The 21,211-nt window shown below is 65.9% G+C and carries 20 protein-coding genes; 11 read left to right on the top strand and 9 right to left on the bottom strand.

Annotated elements, in window-relative coordinates:
- Positions 1 to 90: 90 nt before the first annotated feature.
- Positions 91 to 2,325 carry a DNA/RNA non-specific endonuclease gene (locus BM190_RS18910; protein ID WP_092257598.1) on the bottom strand — a complete coding sequence of 745 codons (2,235 nt, stop codon included), beginning with the start codon at positions 2,323 to 2,325 and terminating at the stop codon, positions 91 to 93.
- Between the two features lie 273 nt (positions 2,326 to 2,598).
- A complete protein-coding gene (locus tag BM190_RS18915; RefSeq protein WP_091967017.1) occupies positions 2,599 to 2,811 on the bottom strand; it encodes a hypothetical protein in 213 nt (70 codons plus the stop codon).
- A gap of 45 nt (positions 2,812 to 2,856) precedes the next feature.
- Between BM190_RS18915 and ruvX the strand changes: the two genes are divergently transcribed.
- The gene (gene ruvX, locus BM190_RS18920; protein WP_018321099.1) at positions 2,857 to 3,342 is read left to right on the top strand and encodes a Holliday junction resolvase RuvX; all 486 of its coding nucleotides are present in this window, start codon (positions 2,857 to 2,859) and stop codon (positions 3,340 to 3,342) included.
- 3 nt (positions 3,343 to 3,345) lie between these two features.
- Entirely contained in the window at positions 3,346 to 4,269 is a 924-nt protein-coding gene (locus BM190_RS18925) for an AEC family transporter (RefSeq protein ID WP_092257601.1), read from the top strand.
- Here BM190_RS18925 and BM190_RS18930 read toward each other — a convergent pair.
- The 3 genes from BM190_RS18930 to BM190_RS18940 are packed head-to-tail and all read right to left on the bottom strand — an operon-like array spanning position 4,266 to position 7,482.
- On the bottom strand, positions 4,266 to 5,030 hold the full coding sequence (locus tag BM190_RS18930) for a CPBP family intramembrane glutamic endopeptidase (RefSeq protein WP_092257604.1): 765 nt from the start codon (positions 5,028 to 5,030) through the stop codon (positions 4,266 to 4,268). The two genes, BM190_RS18925 and BM190_RS18930, sit on opposite strands and share 4 nt — an antisense overlap.
- Before the next feature lie 23 nt (positions 5,031 to 5,053).
- Positions 5,054 to 6,697: an isovaleryl-CoA dehydrogenase gene (locus tag BM190_RS18935; protein ID WP_092257607.1), complete on the bottom strand. Its 1,644-nt coding sequence runs from the start codon at positions 6,695 to 6,697 to the stop codon at positions 5,054 to 5,056.
- A 20-nt stretch (positions 6,698 to 6,717) separates the two neighbouring features.
- Positions 6,718 to 7,482, bottom strand: a complete 765-nt coding sequence (locus tag BM190_RS18940; protein ID WP_092257792.1) for a M15 family metallopeptidase — start codon at positions 7,480 to 7,482, stop codon at positions 6,718 to 6,720.
- A gap of 197 nt (positions 7,483 to 7,679) precedes the next feature.
- On the opposite strand from BM190_RS18940, the gene BM190_RS18945 reads away from it, so the two are divergent.
- The 4 genes from BM190_RS18945 (at position 7,680) to BM190_RS18960 (ending at position 11,930) form a co-directional block, all read left to right on the top strand.
- Complete coding sequence (locus BM190_RS18945; RefSeq protein ID WP_018321103.1) at positions 7,680 to 8,627, top strand: aspartate carbamoyltransferase catalytic subunit; 948 nt, start codon at positions 7,680 to 7,682, stop codon at positions 8,625 to 8,627.
- A gap of 5 nt (positions 8,628 to 8,632) precedes the next feature.
- Positions 8,633 to 9,934 (top strand): dihydroorotase, encoded by a 1,302-nt coding sequence (locus BM190_RS18950; protein ID WP_026202486.1) that lies wholly within the window; start codon positions 8,633 to 8,635, stop codon positions 9,932 to 9,934.
- A gap of 47 nt (positions 9,935 to 9,981) precedes the next feature.
- Positions 9,982 to 10,578 (top strand): glycerol-3-phosphate 1-O-acyltransferase PlsY, encoded by a 597-nt coding sequence (gene plsY / locus BM190_RS18955; RefSeq protein WP_092257610.1) that lies wholly within the window; start codon positions 9,982 to 9,984, stop codon positions 10,576 to 10,578.
- Between the two features lie 149 nt (positions 10,579 to 10,727).
- Positions 10,728 to 11,930, top strand: coding sequence for a patatin-like phospholipase family protein (locus tag BM190_RS18960; protein ID WP_177237155.1), 1,203 nt, complete (start codon positions 10,728 to 10,730; stop codon positions 11,928 to 11,930).
- Here the strand turns inward: BM190_RS18960 and BM190_RS18965 are convergent.
- Positions 11,922 to 13,166 carry an amidase gene (locus tag BM190_RS18965; RefSeq protein WP_092257613.1) on the bottom strand — a complete coding sequence of 415 codons (1,245 nt, stop codon included), beginning with the start codon at positions 13,164 to 13,166 and terminating at the stop codon, positions 11,922 to 11,924. The two genes, BM190_RS18960 and BM190_RS18965, sit on opposite strands and share 9 nt — an antisense overlap.
- 91 nt (positions 13,167 to 13,257) lie before the next feature.
- On the opposite strand from BM190_RS18965, the gene dprA reads away from it, so the two are divergent.
- Positions 13,258 to 14,400: a DNA-processing protein DprA gene (dprA, locus tag BM190_RS18970; protein ID WP_092257616.1), complete on the top strand. Its 1,143-nt coding sequence runs from the start codon at positions 13,258 to 13,260 to the stop codon at positions 14,398 to 14,400.
- On the opposite strand, the gene BM190_RS18975 is transcribed toward dprA, so the two are convergent.
- The gene (locus BM190_RS18975; protein WP_092257620.1) at positions 14,397 to 14,819 is read right to left on the bottom strand and encodes a winged helix-turn-helix transcriptional regulator; all 423 of its coding nucleotides are present in this window, start codon (positions 14,817 to 14,819) and stop codon (positions 14,397 to 14,399) included. The two genes, dprA and BM190_RS18975, sit on opposite strands and share 4 nt — an antisense overlap.
- Positions 14,820 to 14,902: 83 nt before the next feature.
- On the opposite strand from BM190_RS18975, the gene BM190_RS18980 reads away from it, so the two are divergent.
- Positions 14,903 to 15,511 carry an FMN-dependent NADH-azoreductase gene (locus tag BM190_RS18980; protein ID WP_092257623.1) on the top strand — a complete coding sequence of 203 codons (609 nt, stop codon included), beginning with the start codon at positions 14,903 to 14,905 and terminating at the stop codon, positions 15,509 to 15,511.
- 71 nt (positions 15,512 to 15,582) lie between these two features.
- Here the strand turns inward: BM190_RS18980 and BM190_RS18985 are convergent, their stop codons facing one another.
- Positions 15,583 to 16,356 carry an SDR family oxidoreductase gene (locus BM190_RS18985; RefSeq protein WP_026202489.1) on the bottom strand — a complete coding sequence of 258 codons (774 nt, stop codon included), beginning with the start codon at positions 16,354 to 16,356 and terminating at the stop codon, positions 15,583 to 15,585.
- Positions 16,357 to 16,477: 121 nt separating this feature from the next.
- Between BM190_RS18985 and BM190_RS18990 the strand changes: the two genes are divergently transcribed.
- A complete protein-coding gene (locus BM190_RS18990) occupies positions 16,478 to 16,945 on the top strand; it encodes a winged helix-turn-helix transcriptional regulator (protein ID WP_018321112.1) in 468 nt (155 codons plus the stop codon).
- Positions 16,946 to 17,151: 206 nt separating this feature from the next.
- Positions 17,152 to 17,706 (top strand): flavodoxin family protein, encoded by a 555-nt coding sequence (locus BM190_RS18995; protein WP_092257629.1) that lies wholly within the window; start codon positions 17,152 to 17,154, stop codon positions 17,704 to 17,706.
- Between the two features lie 288 nt (positions 17,707 to 17,994).
- On the opposite strand, the gene BM190_RS19000 is transcribed toward BM190_RS18995, so the two are convergent.
- Entirely contained in the window at positions 17,995 to 18,234 is a 240-nt protein-coding gene (locus BM190_RS19000; RefSeq protein ID WP_018321113.1) for a hypothetical protein, read from the bottom strand.
- Positions 18,235 to 18,461: 227 nt separating this feature from the next.
- On the opposite strand from BM190_RS19000, the gene topA reads away from it, so the two are divergent.
- Positions 18,462 to 21,206 carry a type I DNA topoisomerase gene (topA, locus tag BM190_RS19005; protein WP_092257632.1) on the top strand — a complete coding sequence of 915 codons (2,745 nt, stop codon included), beginning with the start codon at positions 18,462 to 18,464 and terminating at the stop codon, positions 21,204 to 21,206.
- Positions 21,207 to 21,211 lie beyond the last annotated feature (5 nt).

Below are 21,211 nucleotides of genomic sequence, written 5' to 3' on the forward strand. Positions count from 1 at the left end.
GGTGAGGACTTGCAATGCCTCGATAGAGCGCACCGCTGCCCTCACCCGAACGTCGCCTCGGTTTCGCTGCCTCGCGAACCGAAGCGCTCATCAGAGTCGAATGTCCTCATAGGACTCGATCCGCCGCGGGCCGACCGAGGTCGCCTCGTGCGAATCCGCATCAGTGAGATTGCCGAAATCGAGCTTGGTCAATTTCGCGAGGTCCGCGATCGAGACCTGGAAGACACTGACATCCTCCTCCGACATCTTTTCGCGCAGATCCGCCTCCTGGATGCGATCGATCTCCATGACCAGCTTTCGCTGGCTCATCAGGAAGGCCGCCGCCTTGAGCGCGTCGTCATCCTCGTTGCGCCGGATCAGGATCTTCCAGAAATACTTCGGGATCTGAACGCCGCCGAAGCTCGGATCCTTGTGCGGCCGCCCGGCCGGATTGGGCAGATCGGATCCATCGGCATCCGGCCCGTCGAACACCGGACCGTTCATGACGATGCCCTTCTCCTCGCCTTCGAGCAGGACATCGCGCGTGTAATCTTCCAGGCCCGCCCAGAGCTGCTTACCCTGGTTGAACGAGAAGAATTGCGGCGAGCAATTGGTGAAGTGGAAGGAATCGTCGCCATGCTGCTTGGCCGCGGCGACGGTGTCGCCCCAGGTCGCATCGAGGCGGCGCACGAGATGACCGCGATCGAACGGATTCCTGCTGCGGTCCGCCTCGAACGTCGCCTGCTTGCGGTAGAATTCGTCGCCGATCTGGGCATCGTCGTCGATGCGCGGATCGCGCAGCCAGGAATCGCCTTCGCGCTTGCCGACGTCTTGTTGCTGCCCGCCGTCGATATTGACACAGCTGAAGAAGGCGAGCCGGCGCTCCTTGTTCATGACGACGCTGTAGTTGAAATATTTCAGCTCGGACTGCCTGGAGCTTCCCTTGAGCGTCGCGATTCTGGACTTGAGCGCGGCCGGAATTTTCGGCAGGGCCACCGAGAATTTACCGGTGCCGAGGAAATTCGCCTTGTATCCGGGACGCGATTTCAGCGTGCTCTGATCGATATGCACGGCCTCCATGGGCAGGCCGTTCGCACTGATGCGAGGCAGGAGGGCGGCCGGCGGAGCGATCAACGGCTTGCCACCGTTCGGCATACCGCCGTTCTGCATTCCGCCGTTCTGCGCCCCTCCGTTGCCCCCAGCCGGGCCCGGCACGGGTGCCAGCGGCGCGAACGGAATCTCCTTCCTGAACATCGGCAGCGGCACGCGGATAGGGACCACCAGCGAGGTGCCGTCGAGCGACTGCTCGACCCAGACATTGGCGCTGAACGCAGGCGCGGCGACCGGCGCGCGGGCCTTCTCGACCTCGAGCCGGATCGGCGGCTCCTCCTCGTCCAGCACCGGCTTGATCAAGGGATGAGAGCCAACGGCGACCTTGAGATCGGCGACGATCGCGCTGATCCGGATGCCTTCATTGGCGATCCAGTCGATCAGGGTTTCGTCCATTGACGGCTTCCACACCTTGCCGTCCTTGGTCAGGGTGCGGCCCTGCGCATCCTTCCGGGGAACGCCACTGTGGTGCAGCGCGACCACCTGCCAGAAGCGGTTGAACGCCGGCGAGCCCGACGATCCCGCCGTCGTATCGGTGTTGTACCAGAGGAAGTCGCCGACATATTTGAGCAGCTTGTTCTCGCGGACGCAGACCTGCTTCATCTGCCCGCTGGGGTGCTGGACGATGGTGAGGTACTCGCCGGGGTCTGCCTTGCCGGGCGCGCCGCTGAGCGGCAACCATCCCCAATCCTCGAGCTCCTCGTGGCCCGACAGCGAGGTCGGCGCCACCGCGACGACCGAGAAATCCAGCCTGTCATTGGTGTAGAAGAACTTGCCCGGCTCGAAACCGAACCGCACAGGCACACGCTCTTGTCCGGAGACGTCGAGCTCGTAGTTGAAATCGGCGATCGAATTGGCGGCGTCGGCCGGCTTGCCGAAGACATGATGGTTTGTCAGCAGCAGGCCCGGCCCGATCAGAAAGCCCGAGCCGTAGCCGAGCAGGTTCGACTTGAGATCCCTGAGCTGAATGCGGCAGACCGAGCGCGAGGCCGCAGTCCCCTTGGCGAGATAGTTGATGCTGTCGAGATCATTGCCCTGGATGATGCGCTCCAGACCGATCTCGGCCTTCTCCACGTCCTGCGTCTCGGCCAGCAGCTGGCGCTGGCGCACGCGCATCTTCTCGACCGTCATCTCGATCGGACCGTCGCCCAGTTTCCGGTTCAAGGCTTCGGGTGAGAACTCGGCTTGCTTGAATCGCCTTTCTGAGCCCGCGATCAGGCTTGGCTTGATGAGCATCGGTGACCTCTCAAATGACTGGCGAATATTGGACCTGGTGAGCGCCTGAAAAAATCTGCGCGAAGTTGCAGCGCGGGCCGGATGGCCGATCGCTGCCGATCGTTCTGGAAATCGGGGGCTCCGCCCCACACTACTTTAGACCTGTACATCTCGTGCCACGCAACCACCGGCATCATGCCATGGTCTGCAATGTCACCAGTGTGAGATTTCCCACATTTGATCGAAGCGCCCGCGCATCACGATTTCGCGCGCTGCTTGCTGCCGCTGGATCATCTACGGCTTCAGCTGCCACCGCCGCAGCGCCACGACGGCCCAGATCGCTTCGACCAGGCCGAACGGCCAGGCGCCCTGGAGAAAGCCGTAGGCCGATCCGAGCGCGCAGGACGCGGCGAACAGCAGCACGAACCAATGGCTGCGATCTTCCAGGGCGTAAGTGACCAGCATCGCCGTGACGGCGAACAGGCCGAATAATGTCAGCGCGTCCATTGTTCCGGGTTCACTCCGCGGCGCGACGCATGATATGCGCTACGCATGCCGGCTCTTATCCTGCCCCTCATCGATGCTGCAACCCACTGGCCCGCCCGCGGCGCGCTGGTCGGGCTCGACCTCGGCACCAAGACCATCGGCGTTGCGGTGTCCGATCCGGACCGGCGGCTTGCGACCGGCGTCGAGACGATCCAGCGCAAGCAGTTCAAGCAGGACGCCGCCCGGCTGCTCGCGATCGCGGCCGAGCGCAGGGTGGTCGGCTTCGTGCTCGGCCTGCCCATCAACATGGACGGCAGCGAGGGTCCGCGCGCTCAATCCACCCGCGCCTTCGCCCGCAATCTCGCCGGCCTGACCGCCCTCCCCATCGGCCTGTGGGACGAGCGCCTCTCGACCGCGGCCGTCGAACGCGAGCTGATCGGCATGGACGTCAGCCGCGCCAAGCGCGCCGAGGTGATCGACGAGCACGCCGCGATCTTCATCCTGCAGGGCGCGCTCGACCGCCTCGCCAATCTGCGTCCAGGGACCGCCTGACCGATGGCCGTCGTGATCGCGGCGCTGCTGCCGGTCTTCATCCTCATCGTGCTCGGAATCGTGCTGAAGCGCAGCCTGATGCGGATCGACACGCAATGGCACGGGCTGGAGCGACTGACCTATTTCGTGCTGTTTCCGATGCTGCTGATCCAGACACTGGTGAAGGCCGACCTCTCCAAGGTGCCGGTCGCCGGCGTCGGCGGTGCGCTGCTGCTGTCGGCACTGGCGATGTCGCTGCTCTGCCTCGCACTCCGCCCTGCCCTGGCGCGGCTCGATATCGACGGCCCCGCCTTCACCTCGATCTTCCAGGGCGCGACGCGCTGGCAGACCTTCGTCGGGCTGTCGGTCGCCGCCAACATGTTCGGCGATGTCGGGCTGGCGCTCGCCTCCGTGGCGATGGTCGCGATCATTCCCCTCGTCAACGTGTTGAGCGTCGTGGTGCTCGCCCATTACGCCGCGCCCGAGAAGCAGTCCGCAGGCACGATCGTCATGACGGTGATCCGCAATCCGCTGATCTGGGCCTGCGCGATCGGGCTCTTCGTCAATGTCACCCACCTGCCGTTGCCAAAACTCTGGCACGACGTGGCGGACGCGCTCAGCCGCTCCTCGCTCGCGATCGGCCTGCTCGTCACCGGCGCGGGCCTGCATCTCGAAGGCCTCTTGCGTCCAAGCATGGCCGCGGCCATCGGCGTCGTCTTCAAGCTCGCACTGATGCCTGCGCTGGCGCTGGCGCTGGCCGCCTGGTTCGGCCTGTCAGGCGACAGCCGCGCGATCGTGGCGATCTGCGCGGCGGTGCCGACCTCGTCCAGCGCCTATGTGATGGCGCGCCAGATGGGCGGCGACGCGCCGCTGCTGGCGCAGATCATCACGCTGCAGACGATTCTGGCGGCCATCACGATGCCGATCGCGATCGCGCTGGCGGCTTAGCTCCCCAGCCACATCGTCAGCACCACCGCGGTCAGATTGTTCAGCGCGTGCAGCACGATGGTGAGCCAGAGCGAATTCGCGCGATAGCGCATATAGCCGAACCACAGGCCGATGGTGAAGACTTCGGCGAGGAAGTACATGTCGTATTGCAGGTGCACGATGGTCCAGACCAGCGACGACAGCAGGATCGCGCCCGGCACGCGCAAGAAGCTCGCCGACCAGCCGCGATAGAGGAAGCCGCGTGCCAGGATCTCTTCCGACATCGGCGCAGCCACGCTGAAGGCGAATAGCAGCAACAACGCCGCGCCCTTGTCGCGGCCCGATTTCAAGAGATCGGTCATGAAGCCCGGCGTCGCCTCGCGGCCGAGCGCGCGCGACATCGTCTCCCAGACCAGCACCAGCAGGATGAGGCCGACCGCACCGAACAGGAGCTGCTTCCAGGACGGCCAATGCAGCGCGAGATAGTCGACGAAGGAGGCTTTCTTGATGGCAATGGCGAGCCACACCGCCAAAAGCGTCGCCGGCAGGCCCATGATGACCGACAGCGCGAGCGCCTGCGGATCGTGGCCGACCGCCTGGAGCGAGGCGAAGTCCATGGGAAGACCACGCTGTGCCACCAGCAGGACGACGGCGCCGATCTGCCCGACGAACATCGCGGCGAAGATAAAGAGGCCCCACAACGCGGTGCCCCAGAACATCCAGACGCGCGGCGGCGCTGGCGTCATAGTCAGCGGCGGATGGTCGGGATTGAGGGAGTCCATCAGAAGGCTTTCGTTGGGAAGACTCACGGCAGCGCCCGCTCCAGCAGCGCGCGGGCCTCGCCGCTCTCCAGCTCGACGGCGCCGTACATGCTGGCGTGATTGGCCGCAAGGCGCGTGCTCGCGAACAGTTCGGCATTACGCGGCGACACGCCGTTCAATGCCGCAGCAGCGGCCAGCAGCGCCAGTTTCTCAACGGCGAGACGCGCGAAGCGCTCGCCATCGGCGCGGCGGAAAGTCTTGCCGATGAACGCGGCCGCGTCTCCTGCCCCAGGCAAGCCCTTCGTCTCGGCCGCAAGCGATTGCAGCACAGCCGTCGCCGGCTCCGGCTCGCGCGAGAGCGCGCGGAGCACGTCGAGGCACATCACATTGCCCGAGCCCTCCCAGATCGCGTTGACCGGCGACTCCCGGTAGTGCCGCGCCAGAATGCCGTCCTCGACATAGCCGTTGCCGCCGAGGCATTCCATGGCCTCATAGAGGAACGGCGGCGCACTCTTGCAGGTCCAGTATTTGATCGCGGGCGTCAAGAGCCGCATATAGGCGGCCTCCGCCGCATCGTGCGGCGTGCGGTCGAAGGCGCGGCAGAGCCGCATGACCAGGGCCGTGCTCGCCTCGACATGCAGCGCCATGTCCGACAGCACGGCCTGCATCAGCGGCTGATCGGCGAGATGTTTCTGGAACACGCTGCGGTGTCGGGCGTGATGCAGCGCATGCGCAAGCCCCGAGCGCATCAGGCCGACGGAGGCGATCGCGCAATCCTGCCGCGTCAGCTGCACCATCTGGATGATGGTGCGGATGCCCTTGCCTTCCTCGCCGACCCGCTCCGCATAGGCACCGACGAACTCGACCTCGGACGAGGCATTGGAGCGATTGCCGAGCTTGTCCTTCAACCGCTGGAACTGGATCGCATTCATCGAACCATCCGGCGCGAAGCGCGGCATGAAGAAACAGGTCAGCCCGCTGTCCGCCTGCGCCAGCACCAGGAAGGCATCGCACATCGGCGCCGACATGAACCATTTGTGGCCGGTGATGCGGTAGGCCTCGCCCTCGCGCACCGCGCGCGTCATGTTGGCACGCACGTCGGTGCCGCCCTGCTTCTCGGTCATGCCCATGCCGAGCGTCATGCCGCGCTTCTGCCACCACGGCGCAAAGCTCGGGTCGTAGCTCCGGGTCGACAGCACCGGCATCACCTTGCCGAGCAAATCCGGCTGCATCGCCAGCGCACCGACGGAGGCGCGCGTCATCGTGATCGGACAGAGGTGGCCGGTCTCGACTTGCGCGGCCATGTAGAATTTTGCCGCACGAATGACTTCGGCGGCATCGCCCGCAGGTTTGCCCTCCGCGGTCCACGTCGAATTGTGCACGCCGGCATGGGCGCTGTGCGCCATCAGCTCGTGATAGGCCGGGTGAAACTCGACCTGGTCGCGGCGGTTGCCTTTTGCGTCGAAGGTGCGCAGCTTCGGCGTATTCTCGTTCGCGACACGCCCGCGATCGGCCATCGCGGCCGAGCCCCACTGCTTCCCAAACTCAGACAGCTCGCGTTCCGCCGCCGCACCGCCATTGGCCTTCACCGCATCGACCAGCGGCCGATCCGCGGCGAACAGGTCGACATCCTCGAACGGCGGCGACTGGTTGAAGACCTCGTGGGTCGCGAAGCTCGGCTGGGTCATGGCGCTTCCTCGGCGCGGAATCAGTTCCGGCGCGGCTGGATCGGGAAATCATAGGCCGCCCCGCCGGCCCCCGGCAGGGAAAAATGCCACCACTCCTTCGAATAGTTCACAAAGCCTTGCCTGCCCATCGCAGCGACCAGCCGCCTGCGCCAGATGCGCTGCTCGGACGTGATCGCCGGTGCCGCGGTATGGCCCTTCGCATCGGTACAGTCGTAGCCGGTGCCCATGTCGACGCTGCCTTCCGGCGCGCGCGCTTCGACCGGCGCGGTGCAATCCGCATAGGCTCTTGATGGGTCGTATTTGGCGGAGTTGTCGGCCTTCAGATCGACCAAAGTGAGATCGAGCGCGGCGCCCGTCGAATGCTGCGAGCGGCTCGCGATGTAGCCGAGGCGGAACAGCTCGGTCTTGGGGATTTTTGGATTGTAGCGCCGCTCGGCGGCGCTCTCGTGACCGTTCTGCGACCACTTGACCATGTCGAGCGAGGCCCGCGCCGGCCGGTAGCAGTCGAACATCTTGAGCGAGAGGTCTTGCGCCGCCAGCTCCTGCTGCACCGCCTTGAGCCGCAGCCCGACTTCGCGCTTCACCACGCACTCGCCGGCGTTGTAGCCGGCGAGCGGCCGGCCGACGAAATTGTTCGAGGTGGCGTAGCGGATGTCCTGGATGATGTCGGGATCGATCTCGCGCAGATAGACGAAGCCGCCGGGGAGCGATTGGGCGTGGGCCGCGCTGATTGTTGCTGCAGCCAAGAGCACAGTCAGGATTGTTTTCACGAAATGCCCCCACATCGTCATGGCCGGGTTTATCCCGGCCATCCACGTTCTTTTGCGTCAAATGCGATAGAAGAACGTGGATGCCCGGGACAAGCCCGGGCATGACGTCGAGGCCACGCCGCAGCGTCGGGACCGACAGATCAGGGGATAACTCACCGCCCCGGCTTTGGCCCTTGCCCCCCCATCCATCCGCGCCTATAGCTCTCGTTTTAATGACATCGAAATCGACCTTCGTCCTCGGCCACCGGCATTTGCTGGGCATCGAGGGCCTTTCCGCGGCCGACATCACCGGCCTCCTCGACCTGTCCGAAGAATATGTCGAGCTCAACCGCCAGGTTGACAAGAAGCGCACCGTCCTGCGGGGACGGACGCAGGTGAACCTCTTCTTCGAGGCCTCCACCCGGACCCAATCCTCGTTCGAGCTCGCGGGAAAGCGGCTCGGCGCGGACGTCATGAACATGTCGGTCTCCTCCTCGTCCATGAAGAAGGGCGAGACGCTGATCGACACCGCCATGACGCTGAACGCGATGCACCCGGATATCCTGGTGATGCGCCATCACGCCTCCGGCGCGGTGGAACTGCTGGCGCGCAAGGTTGACGGTTCCGTGATCAATGCCGGCGACGGCGCCCATGAGCATCCGACCCAGGCCCTGCTCGACGCGCTCACCATCCGCCGCAACAAGGGCCGGATCGAGGGGCTCGTGGTCGCGATCTGCGGCGATGTGCTGCATTCGCGCGTCGCCCGCTCGAACATCATCCTGCTCAACACGATGGGCGCCCGCGTCCGCGTGGTCGGCCCCACCACGTTGCTGCCGCCGGGCATCGAGCGGATGGGCGTCGAGGTCGCACGCGACATGCGCGAGGGGCTCAACGGCGCCGACATCGTCATGATGCTGCGGCTGCAGCGCGAGCGCATGAACGGCTCCTTCGTGCCGTCCTCCAGCGAGTACTTCAACTATTTCGGGCTCGACCAGAAGAAGCTCGCCTACGCCAAGCCGGACGCACTCGTGATGCATCCGGGCCCCATGAACCGCGGCGTGGAGATCGACTCGATTGTGGCCGACGGCGCGCAGTCCCTGATCCGCGAACAGGTGGAGATGGGGGTGGCCGTGCGCATGGCCGTGCTGGAAGCGCTCGCCCGTAACCTGCCGAACGCGTGATGCCGATGTTGACCGATCGCCGCCCCATCCTGCTCGCCAACGCCCGCGTCGTCGATCCCTCCCGGGATTTCGACGGTGTCGGCGACGTCCTGATCGCCGACGGCGCCATCCGCGAGACCCGCCGCGGCATCGGCGCGGCCGGCGTCCCCGAAGGCACCGACATCGTCAACTGCTCCGGCAAGATCGTCGCGCCCGGCCTGATCGACATGCGCGCCTTCGTCGGCGAGCCCGGCTTCAGCCATCGCGAGACCTTTGCCACCGCGAGCCAGGCGGCCGCGACCGGCGGCATCACCACCATCATCTGCCAGCCCGACACCTCTCCGGTGATCGATAATTCGGCGACCGTCGACTTCGTGATGCGCCGCGCCCGCGACACCGCGATCGTCAACATCCAGCCGATGGCGGCGCTCACAAAGGGCATGCACGGCGATGAGATGACCGAGTTCGGTCTGCTCAAGGCCGCGGGCGCCGTCGCCTTCAGCGATGGCGTCAGAAGCGTGACCAATGCGCAGGTGATGCGCCGCGCGCTGACCTACGCCCGCGATTTCGACGCGCTGATCGTCCACTACACCGAGGACCCCGATCTCGTCGGCGAAGGCGTGATGAACGAGGGCGAGTTCGCATCGCGGCTCGGCCTGATGGGCATCCCGAATGCCGCCGAGGCCGTGATCCTCGAACGCGACATGCGCCTCGTGGCCTTGACCGGCGGCCGCTATCACGCGGCCTCGCTGACCTGCATCGACTCGCTCGAGATCCTCCAGCGCGCGCGCGACGCCGGGCTCGCCGTCAGCGCCTCGGTCTCGATCAACCATCTTGCGCTGAACGAGAACGACATCGGCCCCTACCGTTCGTTCCTGAAACTGTCGCCGCCGTTACGGACCGAGGACGACCGCCGCGCGCTGGTGGCCGCAATCGCCTCCGGCCTCCTCGACGTCATCATGTCCGACCACAATCCGCAGGACGTCGAGGTCAAGCGCCTGCCGTTCGCCGAAGCCGCTCCCGGCGCCGTTGGACTCGAGACCATGCTGCCCGCCGGCCTCCGCCTCGTGCATAATGGCGAGATGGAACTGAAGACGCTGATCCGCGCGATGTCGACCCGGCCGGCCGAACTGCTCGGCCTGCCCGGCGGAACCCTGCGCGCAGGCAGCCCGGCCGACGTCATCGTGATCGATCCCGACGTGCCCTGGGTGGTCGATCCCGCCGACCTTAAATCGCCCTGCAAGAATACTCCGTTCGACGAGGCCCGCTTTACAGGCCGCGTGGTGCGCACCATTGTCGGCGGACGCACGGTTTACGAGCATGTCTGACCTGTGCAATCGTTCGGCTCGGAAGTTGGGCCTTTGGAGCTGCCGCCATGGGGCTTGAAGCATTTTTGCCGGTGGCCTTCGTCATCGGCTACCTCCTCGGCTCGATCCCGTTCGGGCTGGTCCTGACCCGGCTCGCCGGCACCCAGGATATTCGTTCGATCGGCTCCGGCAGCATCGGCGCCACCAACGTGCTGCGCACGGGACGCAAGAGCCTTGCCGCAGGCACCCTGCTGTTCGACGCGCTCAAGGGCACCGTGGCCGTGGTGATCGCCGGCTACATCGCAGGACCCAATGCCGCCATGGTCGCCGGGCTCGGCGCGTTCCTCGGCCATCTGTTCCCGGTCTGGCTCAAGTTCCGGGGCGGCAAGGGCGTGGCCGTTTATATCGGCATCCTGATCGGCCTGTTCTGGCCCGGCGCCGTCGTGTTCTGCCTGATCTGGCTGGCGACCGCCTTCACCACCCGCTACTCCTCGCTCTCCGCGCTGGTGGCGGCGTTCGTCACGCCGATGTTCCTGTGGTGGTTCGGGCATCTCGCCTTGTCGGCGCTGACGGCACTGCTGACGCTGCTCCTGTTCTACGCGCACCGCGAGAACATCAAGCGCTTGCAGACCGGCAAGGAGAGCCGGATCGGCGAGAAGGCCTGAAGCCGGACATCTACGGATATCGAAGCGACCCTTCTGCATTATATGCCAAATCCTGTTCGCAACTCGGCGCATGCTCGCGGCCGGCAGTAGCGAACAGGTTCCACGCCTGTCATCCTGACAGAAGAAACGGCGTTACGCGGTTGCTCAGAATGAGCGAGAAGATTGACGGCGCGCATGACGGGGTTGGTTCGCAGGGCACGGCGGCAAGCCGGCTGCTGTCGGCGACCAATATCTGGTCCGATGCGCCCGCACCGCCGCCTGCGCCAAAGCTCACTGCCGTTTCGCCGCCGGCTCCGCCACCTGCCCCCGTCGCTCCCGCTCCTGTTGTAGTCGAGGTCCGACCTGCGGCTGCCCAGGTTGCATCGGCGCAGGCTCGCGCCACCCCCTGGCCGCCGCGAAAGCTCTCGCTGGCGCTGCAGGGCGGCGGCACCTTTGCCGCCTTCACCTGGGGCGTGCTGGAGCGGCTGCTGGAAGAGCCGATCGAGATCGACACCATCAGCGGCGCCAGTGCCGGCGCCATTAATGCGCTCCTGCTCGCCTCCGGCCTTGCCGAAGGCGGCCGCGAAGCGGCACGGGCACGACTGAGCCGATTCTGGCTCCGCCTGCTGCACGAGGCCTCGTTCCGCTCGCTGATGCTGGTCGGTGGCTTCTCGCCGGCGGGAAGCTCGGTCGCGTTCGGTCCGACGCTGCGCTCCGGCCAGTTCGATCCTTTCGATCTCGATCCGCTGCGACAGGCGCTGTCGCGAGACATCAATTTCGCCGCGCTGCTCAATCCGGACTGCCCGAAGCTCTTGATCGCGGCGACACGGATCCGCGACGGGCAGCAGCACATCTTCCGCAACGACGCCATCACCGCCGACGTCGCGCTGGCCTCGACCTGTCCGCCCCTGGTTCACTGCGCCGTCGAGATCGAGGGCGAAGCCTATTGGGACGGCGGCTTTGGCGGCAACCCGCCCTTGCTGCGGCTGGCGCAGGACACGACGACGTCCGATGTCCTGCTCGTCCAGGTCACGCCGGCGCGCGACAGCTACGTACCGATCACGCTCGCCGCGATCGACCGCCGGCTCGACCAGATCGCGGCCAACGCCGCCCTCAATGCCGAGATCGCCGCGATCGCCTGGACGCAGGCGCATGCCGCGCCGTCGCTGCGCCTCACCAGGATCGCGGCGGAAGATTCCGTTGACGGCCTGGCGCAACGTTCGTCCACCGATCTCGGCCGCGGCTTCATTCGCCTGCTGCACCGGAGCGGCCGCGCAGCCGCAGAGCGCTGGCTCGGGCAAGATGCAAAGGTCGGCGCACCGCTCTCTGCGCCCGCACAGTCCCTTGTCGCGTCCGAACCCGCGCTAGCCTGACTTCGCCACCGCGTTCTCCAGGAACCATGCCGCCGCGAGTGCGACCGGATCGTTGCCGAAGCGCGCGATCACCTGCACGCCGATCGGCAGGCCCCCCGCCTTCAGCACCGGCACGTTGACGCAAGGATTGCCCATCAGCGTCCACAGCCGGTTGTAGCGAGGATCACCTGTCGTCGCGAGCTCCTTGGCCGGTGCCGTGCCGGGCGCCGAATAGGTCAAGAGCACGTCGACGCGCTCGAACAATTCGCCCAGCTCGCGGCGGCCACGTCGGCTGATCCGGCGTGCCTCGTCATATTCCTTCGGCGTCAGATGGGCGGTCGCATCGAGGCTTGCCCGCAGCATCGGCGCGATCTCGTCGTGACGCTCGGAAAACTCCCAGGCCAGCGCGCGATGCGCCTCAAAATCCTGGACGATGGGATGGATGCGCCAGGCCTCCTGCACCGCCTCGGGCAGATCAATAACCTGCACGCTGGCACCGGCGCGCTCCGCCGCCTTGATCGCGGCCTGCAAGCCTTCTTCGGCCGCCGGCTCCACGGCACCGGCAAATTCCTGCCGGACGACGCCAATGCGTGGCGCCTTGGCCGGGACGATGCCGGAAAACTCGGTGCGGCCCGTCATCGCCAAAAGTCCGCGCGCAAGATCCTCCGCACGCGCGCCGAACAGGCCGACCGTGTCGAGCGCCCACGAATAGCACTTCACGCCAACCGTCGGCAGCATGCGGAACGACGGCTTGATCGCGGCAGTCCCGCAATAGGCCGCGGGCCGGATCACCGAGCCGCCGGTTTGGGTGCCCAGCGCCAGCGGGATCATGCCGGCACCGACCGCCGCCGCCGAGCCCGAGGATGAGCCGCCCGGCGAGTGGCCGAGATTGTGCGGGTTGAGCGTCGGGGTTGGATCGCGCGACGCGAATGCCGTGGTCGTGGTCTTGCCGATGATGGTGGCGCCTGCCCGCTTCAGCATCATGACAACAGGCGCATCGCTGCGCGGCTGCCAGCCGCGATAGATCTCCGAGCCCATCTCGGTCGGCATATTGGCGGTGTCGATGATGTCCTTGATGCCAACCGCGATGCCCCGCAGCGGGCCGGAGGCCTGCGCCTTCGCGGATTTGTCATGACGGACGAAGGCGCGAACATCCTTCTCTTTGGCCTCGATCGCCGCATGCGACTGGGCGATGGCGGCATCGGGCGAGAGCTCGCCCGCTTCGATGCGGCGCTGGAGGTCGGCGAGTGAGATCATGGCAATACCCTTCTTATTGGGATCGCTTTTAGCATCGGGGCGAGGCCACGCAAGCGCACGCCGCTGTTGCGCAACGCCCTCAGGTTGTTCCATGCTGTCTCCACAAGGAGACGCCGTGGACGCCATCAATCCGAGCGTGGAGCTGACCGAGGCTGAGCGGATCGACCGTCTGCGGCTGATCCGCTCCGACAATGTGGGCCCGCGCACTTTTCGCTCGCTGGTGGATCATTTCGGCAGCCCGCGCGCCGCACTGGAGCGGCTGCCTGATCTGGCGCGCCGCGGCGGCGCGCAGCGGTCGGGGCGCATCTATAGCGCGGACGAGGCCAAGGCCGAGCTCGCCGCCAGCCGCAAATTCGGCATTGCCTGGCGCGCACCCGGCGAGGACGGCTATCCGGCCCGGCTGGCGATGATCGACGATGCGCCGCCGCTGCTCGCGGTGCGCGGCGATACGAAGACCTTGATGCGGCCGATGATCGCCATCGTCGGCTCGCGCAACGCCTCCGGCGCCGGGCTGAAATTCGCAGGCCTGCTGGCGCGCGAGCTCGGCGAAGCCGGATTCATCGTCATCTCCGGGCTCGCCCGCGGCGTCGATCAGGCCGCCCATCGCGCCAGTGTCGCAAGCGGGACGATCGCGGTGCTCGCCGGTGGACATGATTGCGTCTATCCGCCCGAGCATGGCGACCTGCTCGCAGCGATCCTCGACCACGCGGGGGCTGCGATCTCCGAGATGCCGCTCGGCCACGAACCGCGCGCCCGCGACTTTCCCCGGCGCAACCGCCTGATCTCGGGCGCCTCGCTCGGCGTCGTCGTGGTGGAAGCGGCGCACCGCTCGGGCTCGCTGATCACCGCGAGGATGGCGGCCGAACAGGGCCGCGAGGTGTTCGCCGTGCCCGGCTCGCCGCTCGATCCGCGTGCCGCCGGCGCCAATGATCTGATCAAGCAGGGCGCGACCCTCGTCACGGAAGCTGCCGACATCATCAATGCTGTCGCACCGATCATGGAGCGGCCGCTGATGCACCCCGTGAGCGAGCCCGACAGCGAGCCGTTCGAGAGCGATCCGCAGGGCCACGACCGCAACCAGATCACCGGCCTGCTCGGCCCCACCCCGATCTCGATCGACGATCTCGTGCGGATGTCCGGCGCCTCACCTGCGATCGTGCGCACCGTGCTGCTGGAGCTCGAGCTCGCCGGCAAGCTGGAGCGTCACGGCGGCGGGCTGGTGTCGCTGATCTAGCGATCGTTGCGCTCGTCGAAGCGCATGCGCGCCGAAGCGATCTGCTGCTGATGCGCGATCGCCCACTCGCCGAGTGCCTTGACCGGCTGTTGGAGACCACGGCCGAGATCGGTCAACTCATAGTCGACCCGCGGCGGGATGGTGGGGAAGATCGTGCGCGTAACGAGGCCGTCGCGCTCCAGCCCCCGCAGCGTCAATGTCAGCATGCGCTGCGAGATGCCGTTGATCATGCGCTTAAGCTCGTTGAAGCGCTTCGGCCCGTCGCTCAGCATCATGATGACGAACACGCTCCATTTGTCACCGACCCGAGACAGCACGGAGGCGACCCCACGGCAGTCCGCATGGTCGGGATGCGGCATCGGATCGGGCCTCGGCGTCGCAGGAAAACCGGTGTTCTTAGGTTTCAAAGATGTGCCCATGGCTCAAAAAAGTGCGTTCTTGCGGGGTTTTCGATAGTCACTCATGTAGCTCTGGTTACAAACTTATACCAGGGTGACTCCAAATGAAACTGCTTCATCTCGACTCCAGTGTGCTCGGCCCCCACTCCGTCTCCAGGCAGGTCTCCGCCGCCATCGTCGACCGGCTCCGGCAGGCGACGCCCTCACTGGACATCACTTATCGCGACCTGACCCAGACCCCGCTGGCCCACCTCTCGGGATCGCACCTCGCCGCCGCGCAAGGCGCGCCCGCGCCGGCGGAACTCGGACCCGACCTCGCCGCGAGCGCAGCTGCGCTGGATGAGTTCCTGGCCGCCGACATCGTCGTGATCGGCGCGCCCATGTACAACTTTACCATTCCCAGCCAGCTCAAGGCCTGGATCGATCGCATCCTGGTGGTGGGGAAGACCTTCAAATACGGCGCAGCCGGGCCCGAGGGGCTCGCCGGCGGTAAGCGCGTGATCGTGGCGATCTCACGCGGCGGCTATTATGGCGCGGAGACGCCGTATGCGGCCGGCGAGCATCTCGAAACCTATCTGCGCTGGGTGTTCGGCTTCATGGGCATCACCGGCGTCGAATTCATTCCGGCCGACGGCGTCCAGGTCGGCCCGGACCACCGCGAGAAGTCGCTGGCCGGCGCCCTTCAGGCAGCGACCAGCCTGCGCGCGGCATAGTCCTCGCGAGCGCAGAACCGTCCGGCGCAACACACGATCTGCGCCGGACGACTTAAGGCTCGGAGGAGCGATCAACCGCGATAGATCGGCGCGCCGCTCGGCGAGGCCACCGCGCCGCCGTCGACGAAGATCTCCTGGCCCTGTACGTGCGCGGAATCATCGGAGGCGAGGAACAGCACCGTCTTCGCAACGTGATCGGTTTCGCCGATGCGCCCCAGAGGCGTCGACAGCGCGATCCGCTTCTCGAACGCCTTCTCGGCTTCCGGTGTTGCCGTTGCAGGTCCCCAGATCGGCGTGCGGGTCGCGCCGGGCGCGACCACGTTGACGCGGATGCCGCGCGGCGACAGCTCCGAGGCCATGATCCGCGCCATCGCGCGCACGCCGGCCTTCGCGGCGCCGTAAGCCGAGTAGCCGGGAATGCCGAGGACTGAGATCACCGAGCCGTTGAGGATGATCGAGGCATTGTCGCTGAGATAAGGCAGTGCCGCCTGCACCGTGAAGAATACGCTTGTCAGGTTCGTGCTGATGACCTTCTCGAAGACCTCGAGCGTGGCCGAGCCGAGCGGCGTGCCGCCGGCGATGCCGGCGTTGGCGAACACGATGTCGAACTTGCCGAACTTCTCGGCGCCCTGCTTGATCGCAGCTTCCGTCGCGGCGATGTCGGTGGCGTCCGCGGCGAGCGCGAGCGCGTTCGGCCCGAGCTCCTTGGCCGCCGCCTCCAGCGTCTGTTTGTTGCGTCCGGTGATGACCACCTTGGCGCCTTCGGCCACGAACAGTTTTGCGGTCGCAAGGCCAATGCCGCTGTTGCCGCCGGTGATCAGGGCCGTCTTGTTCTTCAGTCTCACGTTCGCCTCCAGTGGTTGCATCATAAAACTATGTTGCCATCTAGGGCATATGGTTTTATCATGCAACCACACAAGCGCGTGATCGGCACACCGGTCGTGCGAACGCGACAGGACCGGAACGATGGTGAAACGAACTAGCTTCGAGGGCGATGCCTGCCCGATCGCGAGATCGCTGGACGCGCTCGGCGATTGGTGGTCGCTGCTGATCATCCGCGAGGCGCTGTTCGGCCTGCGCCGCTTCGGCGAATTCCAGAGCAAGCTCGGCATGGCCAAGAATATTTTGTCGGTCCGGCTGCGCTCGCTGGTCGACCACGGCATCCTGGCAACCGCCCCGGCCTCCGACGGCAGCGCCTACCAGGAATATGTGCTGACGCCGAAGGGCCGCGGTACCTTCCCGATCCTGGTGGCGCTCAGGCAATGGAGCGAGGAGTTCGACGACGCGCCTGAGGAGATCGCGACCATTTTGGTGGATCGCGCCAAGGGCCGCCCGGTGAAGAAGCTGGAAATGCGTGCGGAGGATGGCCGGCTGCTTAGCCCGGCGGATACGACACTGAAGCCACGGCCGGCGTCGCGACGGCGGTCGGCGTGACGAGCCCGGCTCTCGCCACACCGTCAATGCGAGGAGCCCTTGCGACGAAGCAATCCAGACTGCCCCCCGCGGAAAGACTCTGGATTGCTTCCGCCTTCGCCAAGGCTTCGGCGGACAAGTCGCTGAGCTCGCAATGACGGGGTGGCGGGACTTGTGCAAAGTCTCGGCAACGTCAAAGATGGCTAGGCATCCCAAAGCGTCATCCCATGCCCCTGCTCGCCATCGTCTATTTTTCCATCTCCGGCACCACTGAGACGCTGGCGCATGCAGTGGCGCGCGGAGCGGATGGCATAGCGCACGTCGCGCTTTGTCGCATCACAGGCGACGATATCGTGTCGGGCCGCTTCCAGAATGAGAGCTTATTGAACACGATCGACCGCGCCAGCGCGGTCGCATTTGGCAGCCCGACCTACATGGGCGGAGCAGCGGCGCAATTCAAAGCCTTCGCAGACGCCTCAAGCGACCGGTGGACCCAGCAGCGATGGGCCAACAAGTTCGCAGCTGGCTTCACCACGGGGGCTCTCGCGGGGGGCGATCAACTCCACACCTTGACCTACTTCTCCATTCTGGCTGCGCAGCACGGCATGCTCTGGTGCGGGCTGGATATTCCGGGCGGGGAGGATCCGAGCGGCCGGAATCGGTTGGGCAGCCAACTTGGCTTGGCCACACACTTGGTTGGCGGCTTGTTACCCCAAAGCGACGTCAGCACGGCCGAATATCTCGGCCAGCGATTGGTGACAATGGCCAGCCGCAACGGCTAACCTCACCGTCCATTGAGCACGGCGAAGCAATCCAGACTGCCGCCGCGGAAAGACTCTGGATTGCTTCCGCCTTCGCCAAGGCTTCGGCGGACAAGTCGCTACGCTCGCAAATGACGGGGATAGAACGGCGCCCATATCTTGCACCGTCACCCTGAGGTGCTCGCCTCTTCGGCGAGCCTCGAAGGGCGACGGCCCGGCTGCATCCCGGCCGTGCATCCTTCGAGGCTCCCGGCGCGATGCCTTGCATCGCGCCACTCGCGCCTCATGATGACGGGTTGGATAGTGCCCTCACGACAGCTTGCGCTTGCTCCGCAGCCTCACATGCTCGTCGGCCTCGAGCTTGGTCATGCCCAGGAGATAGTGCAGCACGTCGAGCTTGTGGCGCTCGGCGAGCTTGCGCAAGGCCCCGACCTGCTCGGCGATGAAGGCGACGGCCTCGTCGACGCCGCCTTCCCCCGGTTCCTCGTGACGCGAGCCTCCCGGCGCGCCTGATGCGGCGCGCGCCCGTTTCTTTCCCGGCCTAGTCACCAGACCCCACCCGAATCCATGCCCCGCCGAAACATTACGCCGACATCGACCGCAACTCCAAGGTGGTATTTTGCAACTTTCTCGATATGAAACTTTTCTCATCCGGGCGGCTTTCAACAGCCTTCGATTTGACAGCGAGGGCCTCACCACCCATGTTCGGGGCGAAACGGCCGACCCGAGTCCTTTCGTTTTCGGCCTCAGATTTTCCCGTAAGTTACTGGAACTACATGAATATCGTCATTGTGGAGTCGCCGGCGAAAGCCAAGACGATCAACAAATATTTGGGCTCGTCCTATGAGGTTCTGGCCTCGTTCGGCCATGTCCGCGACCTGCCCGCGAAGAACGGCTCCGTCGATCCCGACGCCAATTTCAAGATGATCTGGGAGGTCGACCCCAAGGCGGCCGGCCGGCTCAACGACATCGCCAAGTCCCTGAAGAACGCCGACCGCCTGATTCTCGCCACCGACCCTGATCGCGAGGGCGAGGCCATCTCCTGGCACGTGCTCGAGGTGCTGAAGGAAAAGCGTGCGCTGAAGGACCAGAAGATCGAGCGGGTGGTGTTCAACGCCATCACCAAGCAGGCGGTCTCGGACGCGATGAAGCATCCGCGCCAGATCGACGGCGCGCTGGTCGACGCCTATATGGCGCGCCGGGCGCTGGACTATCTGGTCGGCTTCACCCTCTCCCCGGTGCTGTGGCGGAAGCTGCCGGGCGCCCGCTCCGCCGGCCGCGTGCAGTCGGTGGCGCTGCGCCTCGTCTGCGACCGCGAGCTCGAGATCGAGAAGTTCGTGCCGCGGGAATATTGGTCGCTGATCGCGACCCTGCTCACCCCGCGCGGCGATGCGTTCGAGGCCCGCCTGGTCGGCGCTGACGGCAAGAAGATCCAGCGCCTCGACATCGGAACCGGCGCGGAAGCCGAAGACTTCAAGAAGGCGCTGGAGACGGCCGCCTACACCGTGACCTCGGTCGATGCGAAGCCGGCCCGGCGCAATCCGCAGGCGCCCTTCACCACCTCGACGCTGCAGCAGGAAGCCAGCCGCAAATACGGCTTTGCGCCGGCGCACACGATGCGCATCGCCCAGCGCCTTTATGAGGGCATCGACATCGGCGGCGAGACCACCGGACTCATTACTTATATGCGTACCGACGGCGTGCAGATCGCCCCCGAGGCGATCACCCAGGCGCGCAAGGTGATCGGCGAGGATTACGGCAACGCCTACGTGCCGGACGCGCCGCGCCAGTACCAGGCCAAGGCCAAGAACGCCCAGGAAGCGCACGAAGCGATCCGCCCGACCGACATGTCGCGCCGCCCCGACAGCATGAGCCGCAAGCTCGATGCCGATCAGGCGCGGCTTTATGAGCTGATCTGGAAGCGCACCATCGCCAGCCAGATGGAATCGGCCGAGCTGGAGCGCACCACCGTCGACATCACGGCGAAGGCAGGCTCCCGCACGCTGGAGCTGCGCGCCACCGGCCAGGTGGTCAAGTTCGACGGTTTCCTCGCGCTCTACCAGGAAGGCCGCGACGACGAGGAGGACGAGGACTCCCGCCGTCTGCCCGCGATGAGCCCGAACGACGCGCTGAAGCGACAGTCGCTTGCCGTCACCCAGCACTTCACCGAGCCGCCGCCGCGCTTCTCCGAGGCTTCGCTGGTCAAGCGCATGGAAGAGCTCGGCATCGGCCGGCCCTCGACCTATGCCTCGATCCTCCAGGTCCTGAAGGACCGCGGCTACGTCAAGCTGGAGAAGAAGCGCCTGCACGGCGAGGACAAGGGCCGCGTCGTGATCGCGTTCCTCGAGAGCTTTTTCGCTCGCTACGTCGAATACGACTTCACCGCGGGCCTCGAAGAGCAGCTCGACCGTATCTCCAACAACGAGATCTCCTGGCAGCAGGTGCTGAAGGATTTCTGGACCGGCTTCATTGGCGCCGTCGACGAGATCAAGGATCTGCGCGTAGCCCAGGTGCTCGACGTCCTCGACAATATGCTGGGCCAGCACATCTATCCGCCGCGCGCGGATGGCGGCGATATCAGGCAGTGCCCGAGCTGCGGCAATGGCCGGCTGAATCTCAAGGCCGGCAAGTTCGGTGCCTTCGTCGGCTGCTCGAATTATCCGGAGTGCCGCTACACCCGTCAGCTCGCCGCCGATGGCGAAGCGACCGCTGACCGTTCGCTGGGCCAGGACCCCGAGACGGGGCGCGATGTCTGGGTCAAGGCCGGCCGCTTCGGGCCCTATATCCAGCTCGGCGATCAGAAGGATTATGAGGACGGCGAGAAGCCGAAGCGCGCCGGCATTCCGAAGGGCACCTCGCCCGGCGATGTCGAGCTCGAGCTTGCGCTGAAGCTGCTGTCGCTGCCGCGCGAGATCGGCAAGCATCCGGAGACTGGCCAGCCGATCACCGCAGGCCTCGGCCGCTTCGGGCCGTTCGTCAAGCATGAGAAGACCTATGCCAGCCTGGAGGCCGGCGACGAGGTGTTCGACATCGGTCTCAACCGCGCGGTGACGCTGATCGCGGAAAAGGTCGCCAAGGGCCCGAGCCGCCGGTTCGGCGCCGATCCCGGCAAGGCGATCGGCGATCATCCCTCGCTCGGCACCGTCACCGTGAAGAGCGGCCGCTACGGCGCCTATGTCACCGCGGGCGGCGTCAACGCGACGATCCCCGCCGAGTTCGAAAAGGACACCGTCACGCTGGCCCAGGCGATTGCGCTGATCGACGAGCGCGCAGCCAAAGGCGGCGGCAAGAAGCCGAAGAAGGCGGCGAAGCCGGCCAAGGCCAAGAAGACTACGGCGAAGGCTGCGGACGGCGATGACGCCGCACCGAAACCGAAAAAGGCCGCCGCGAAGAAGGCGGCCAAAACCAAATCCGAATCCACCAGCAAGGCGCGCGCAGCCGTGTCGTCGACCGCAAAAACGTCGCCGACCAAGGCCGCCGCCCCCAAGGCTCCGGCCAAGAAGAGCGCCGGCAAGACTTGAGATCA

The organism is Bradyrhizobium sp. Rc3b (assembly GCF_900114915.1).
In the GTDB taxonomy this organism is placed as follows: domain Bacteria; phylum Pseudomonadota; class Alphaproteobacteria; order Rhizobiales; family Xanthobacteraceae; genus Bradyrhizobium.

Excerpts from the sequence above, each read along its gene's own strand:
- BM190_RS18995 (WP_092257629.1), top strand. The coding sequence starts at position 17,152 with ATGCCCCTGCTCGCCATCGTCTATTTTTCCATCTCCGGCACCACTGAG.
- plsY (WP_092257610.1), top strand. The coding sequence starts at position 9,982 with ATGGGGCTTGAAGCATTTTTGCCGGTGGCCTTCGTCATCGGCTACCTC.
- BM190_RS18925 (WP_092257601.1), top strand. The coding sequence starts at position 3,346 with ATGGCCGTCGTGATCGCGGCGCTGCTGCCGGTCTTCATCCTCATCGTG.
- BM190_RS18960 (WP_177237155.1), top strand. The coding sequence starts at position 10,728 with ATGAGCGAGAAGATTGACGGCGCGCATGACGGGGTTGGTTCGCAGGGC.
- BM190_RS18965 (WP_092257613.1), bottom strand. The coding sequence starts at position 13,166 with ATGATCTCACTCGCCGACCTCCAGCGCCGCATCGAAGCGGGCGAGCTC.
- BM190_RS18935 (WP_092257607.1), bottom strand. The coding sequence starts at position 6,697 with ATGACCCAGCCGAGCTTCGCGACCCACGAGGTCTTCAACCAGTCGCCG.
- topA (WP_092257632.1), top strand. The coding sequence starts at position 18,462 with ATGAATATCGTCATTGTGGAGTCGCCGGCGAAAGCCAAGACGATCAAC.
- BM190_RS18990 (WP_018321112.1), top strand. The coding sequence starts at position 16,478 with ATGGTGAAACGAACTAGCTTCGAGGGCGATGCCTGCCCGATCGCGAGA.
- ruvX (WP_018321099.1), top strand. The coding sequence starts at position 2,857 with ATGCCGGCTCTTATCCTGCCCCTCATCGATGCTGCAACCCACTGGCCC.
- BM190_RS18975 (WP_092257620.1), bottom strand. The coding sequence starts at position 14,819 with ATGGGCACATCTTTGAAACCTAAGAACACCGGTTTTCCTGCGACGCCG.
- BM190_RS18915 (WP_091967017.1), bottom strand. The coding sequence starts at position 2,811 with ATGGACGCGCTGACATTATTCGGCCTGTTCGCCGTCACGGCGATGCTG.
- BM190_RS18910 (WP_092257598.1), bottom strand. The coding sequence starts at position 2,325 with ATGCTCATCAAGCCAAGCCTGATCGCGGGCTCAGAAAGGCGATTCAAG.
- BM190_RS18950 (WP_026202486.1), top strand. The coding sequence starts at position 8,633 with ATGTTGACCGATCGCCGCCCCATCCTGCTCGCCAACGCCCGCGTCGTC.
- BM190_RS18940 (WP_092257792.1), bottom strand. The coding sequence starts at position 7,482 with ATGTGGGGGCATTTCGTGAAAACAATCCTGACTGTGCTCTTGGCTGCA.
- BM190_RS18930 (WP_092257604.1), bottom strand. The coding sequence starts at position 5,030 with ATGGACTCCCTCAATCCCGACCATCCGCCGCTGACTATGACGCCAGCG.
- dprA (WP_092257616.1), top strand. The coding sequence starts at position 13,258 with ATGCTGTCTCCACAAGGAGACGCCGTGGACGCCATCAATCCGAGCGTG.
- BM190_RS18945 (WP_018321103.1), top strand. The coding sequence starts at position 7,680 with ATGACATCGAAATCGACCTTCGTCCTCGGCCACCGGCATTTGCTGGGC.
- BM190_RS18980 (WP_092257623.1), top strand. The coding sequence starts at position 14,903 with ATGAAACTGCTTCATCTCGACTCCAGTGTGCTCGGCCCCCACTCCGTC.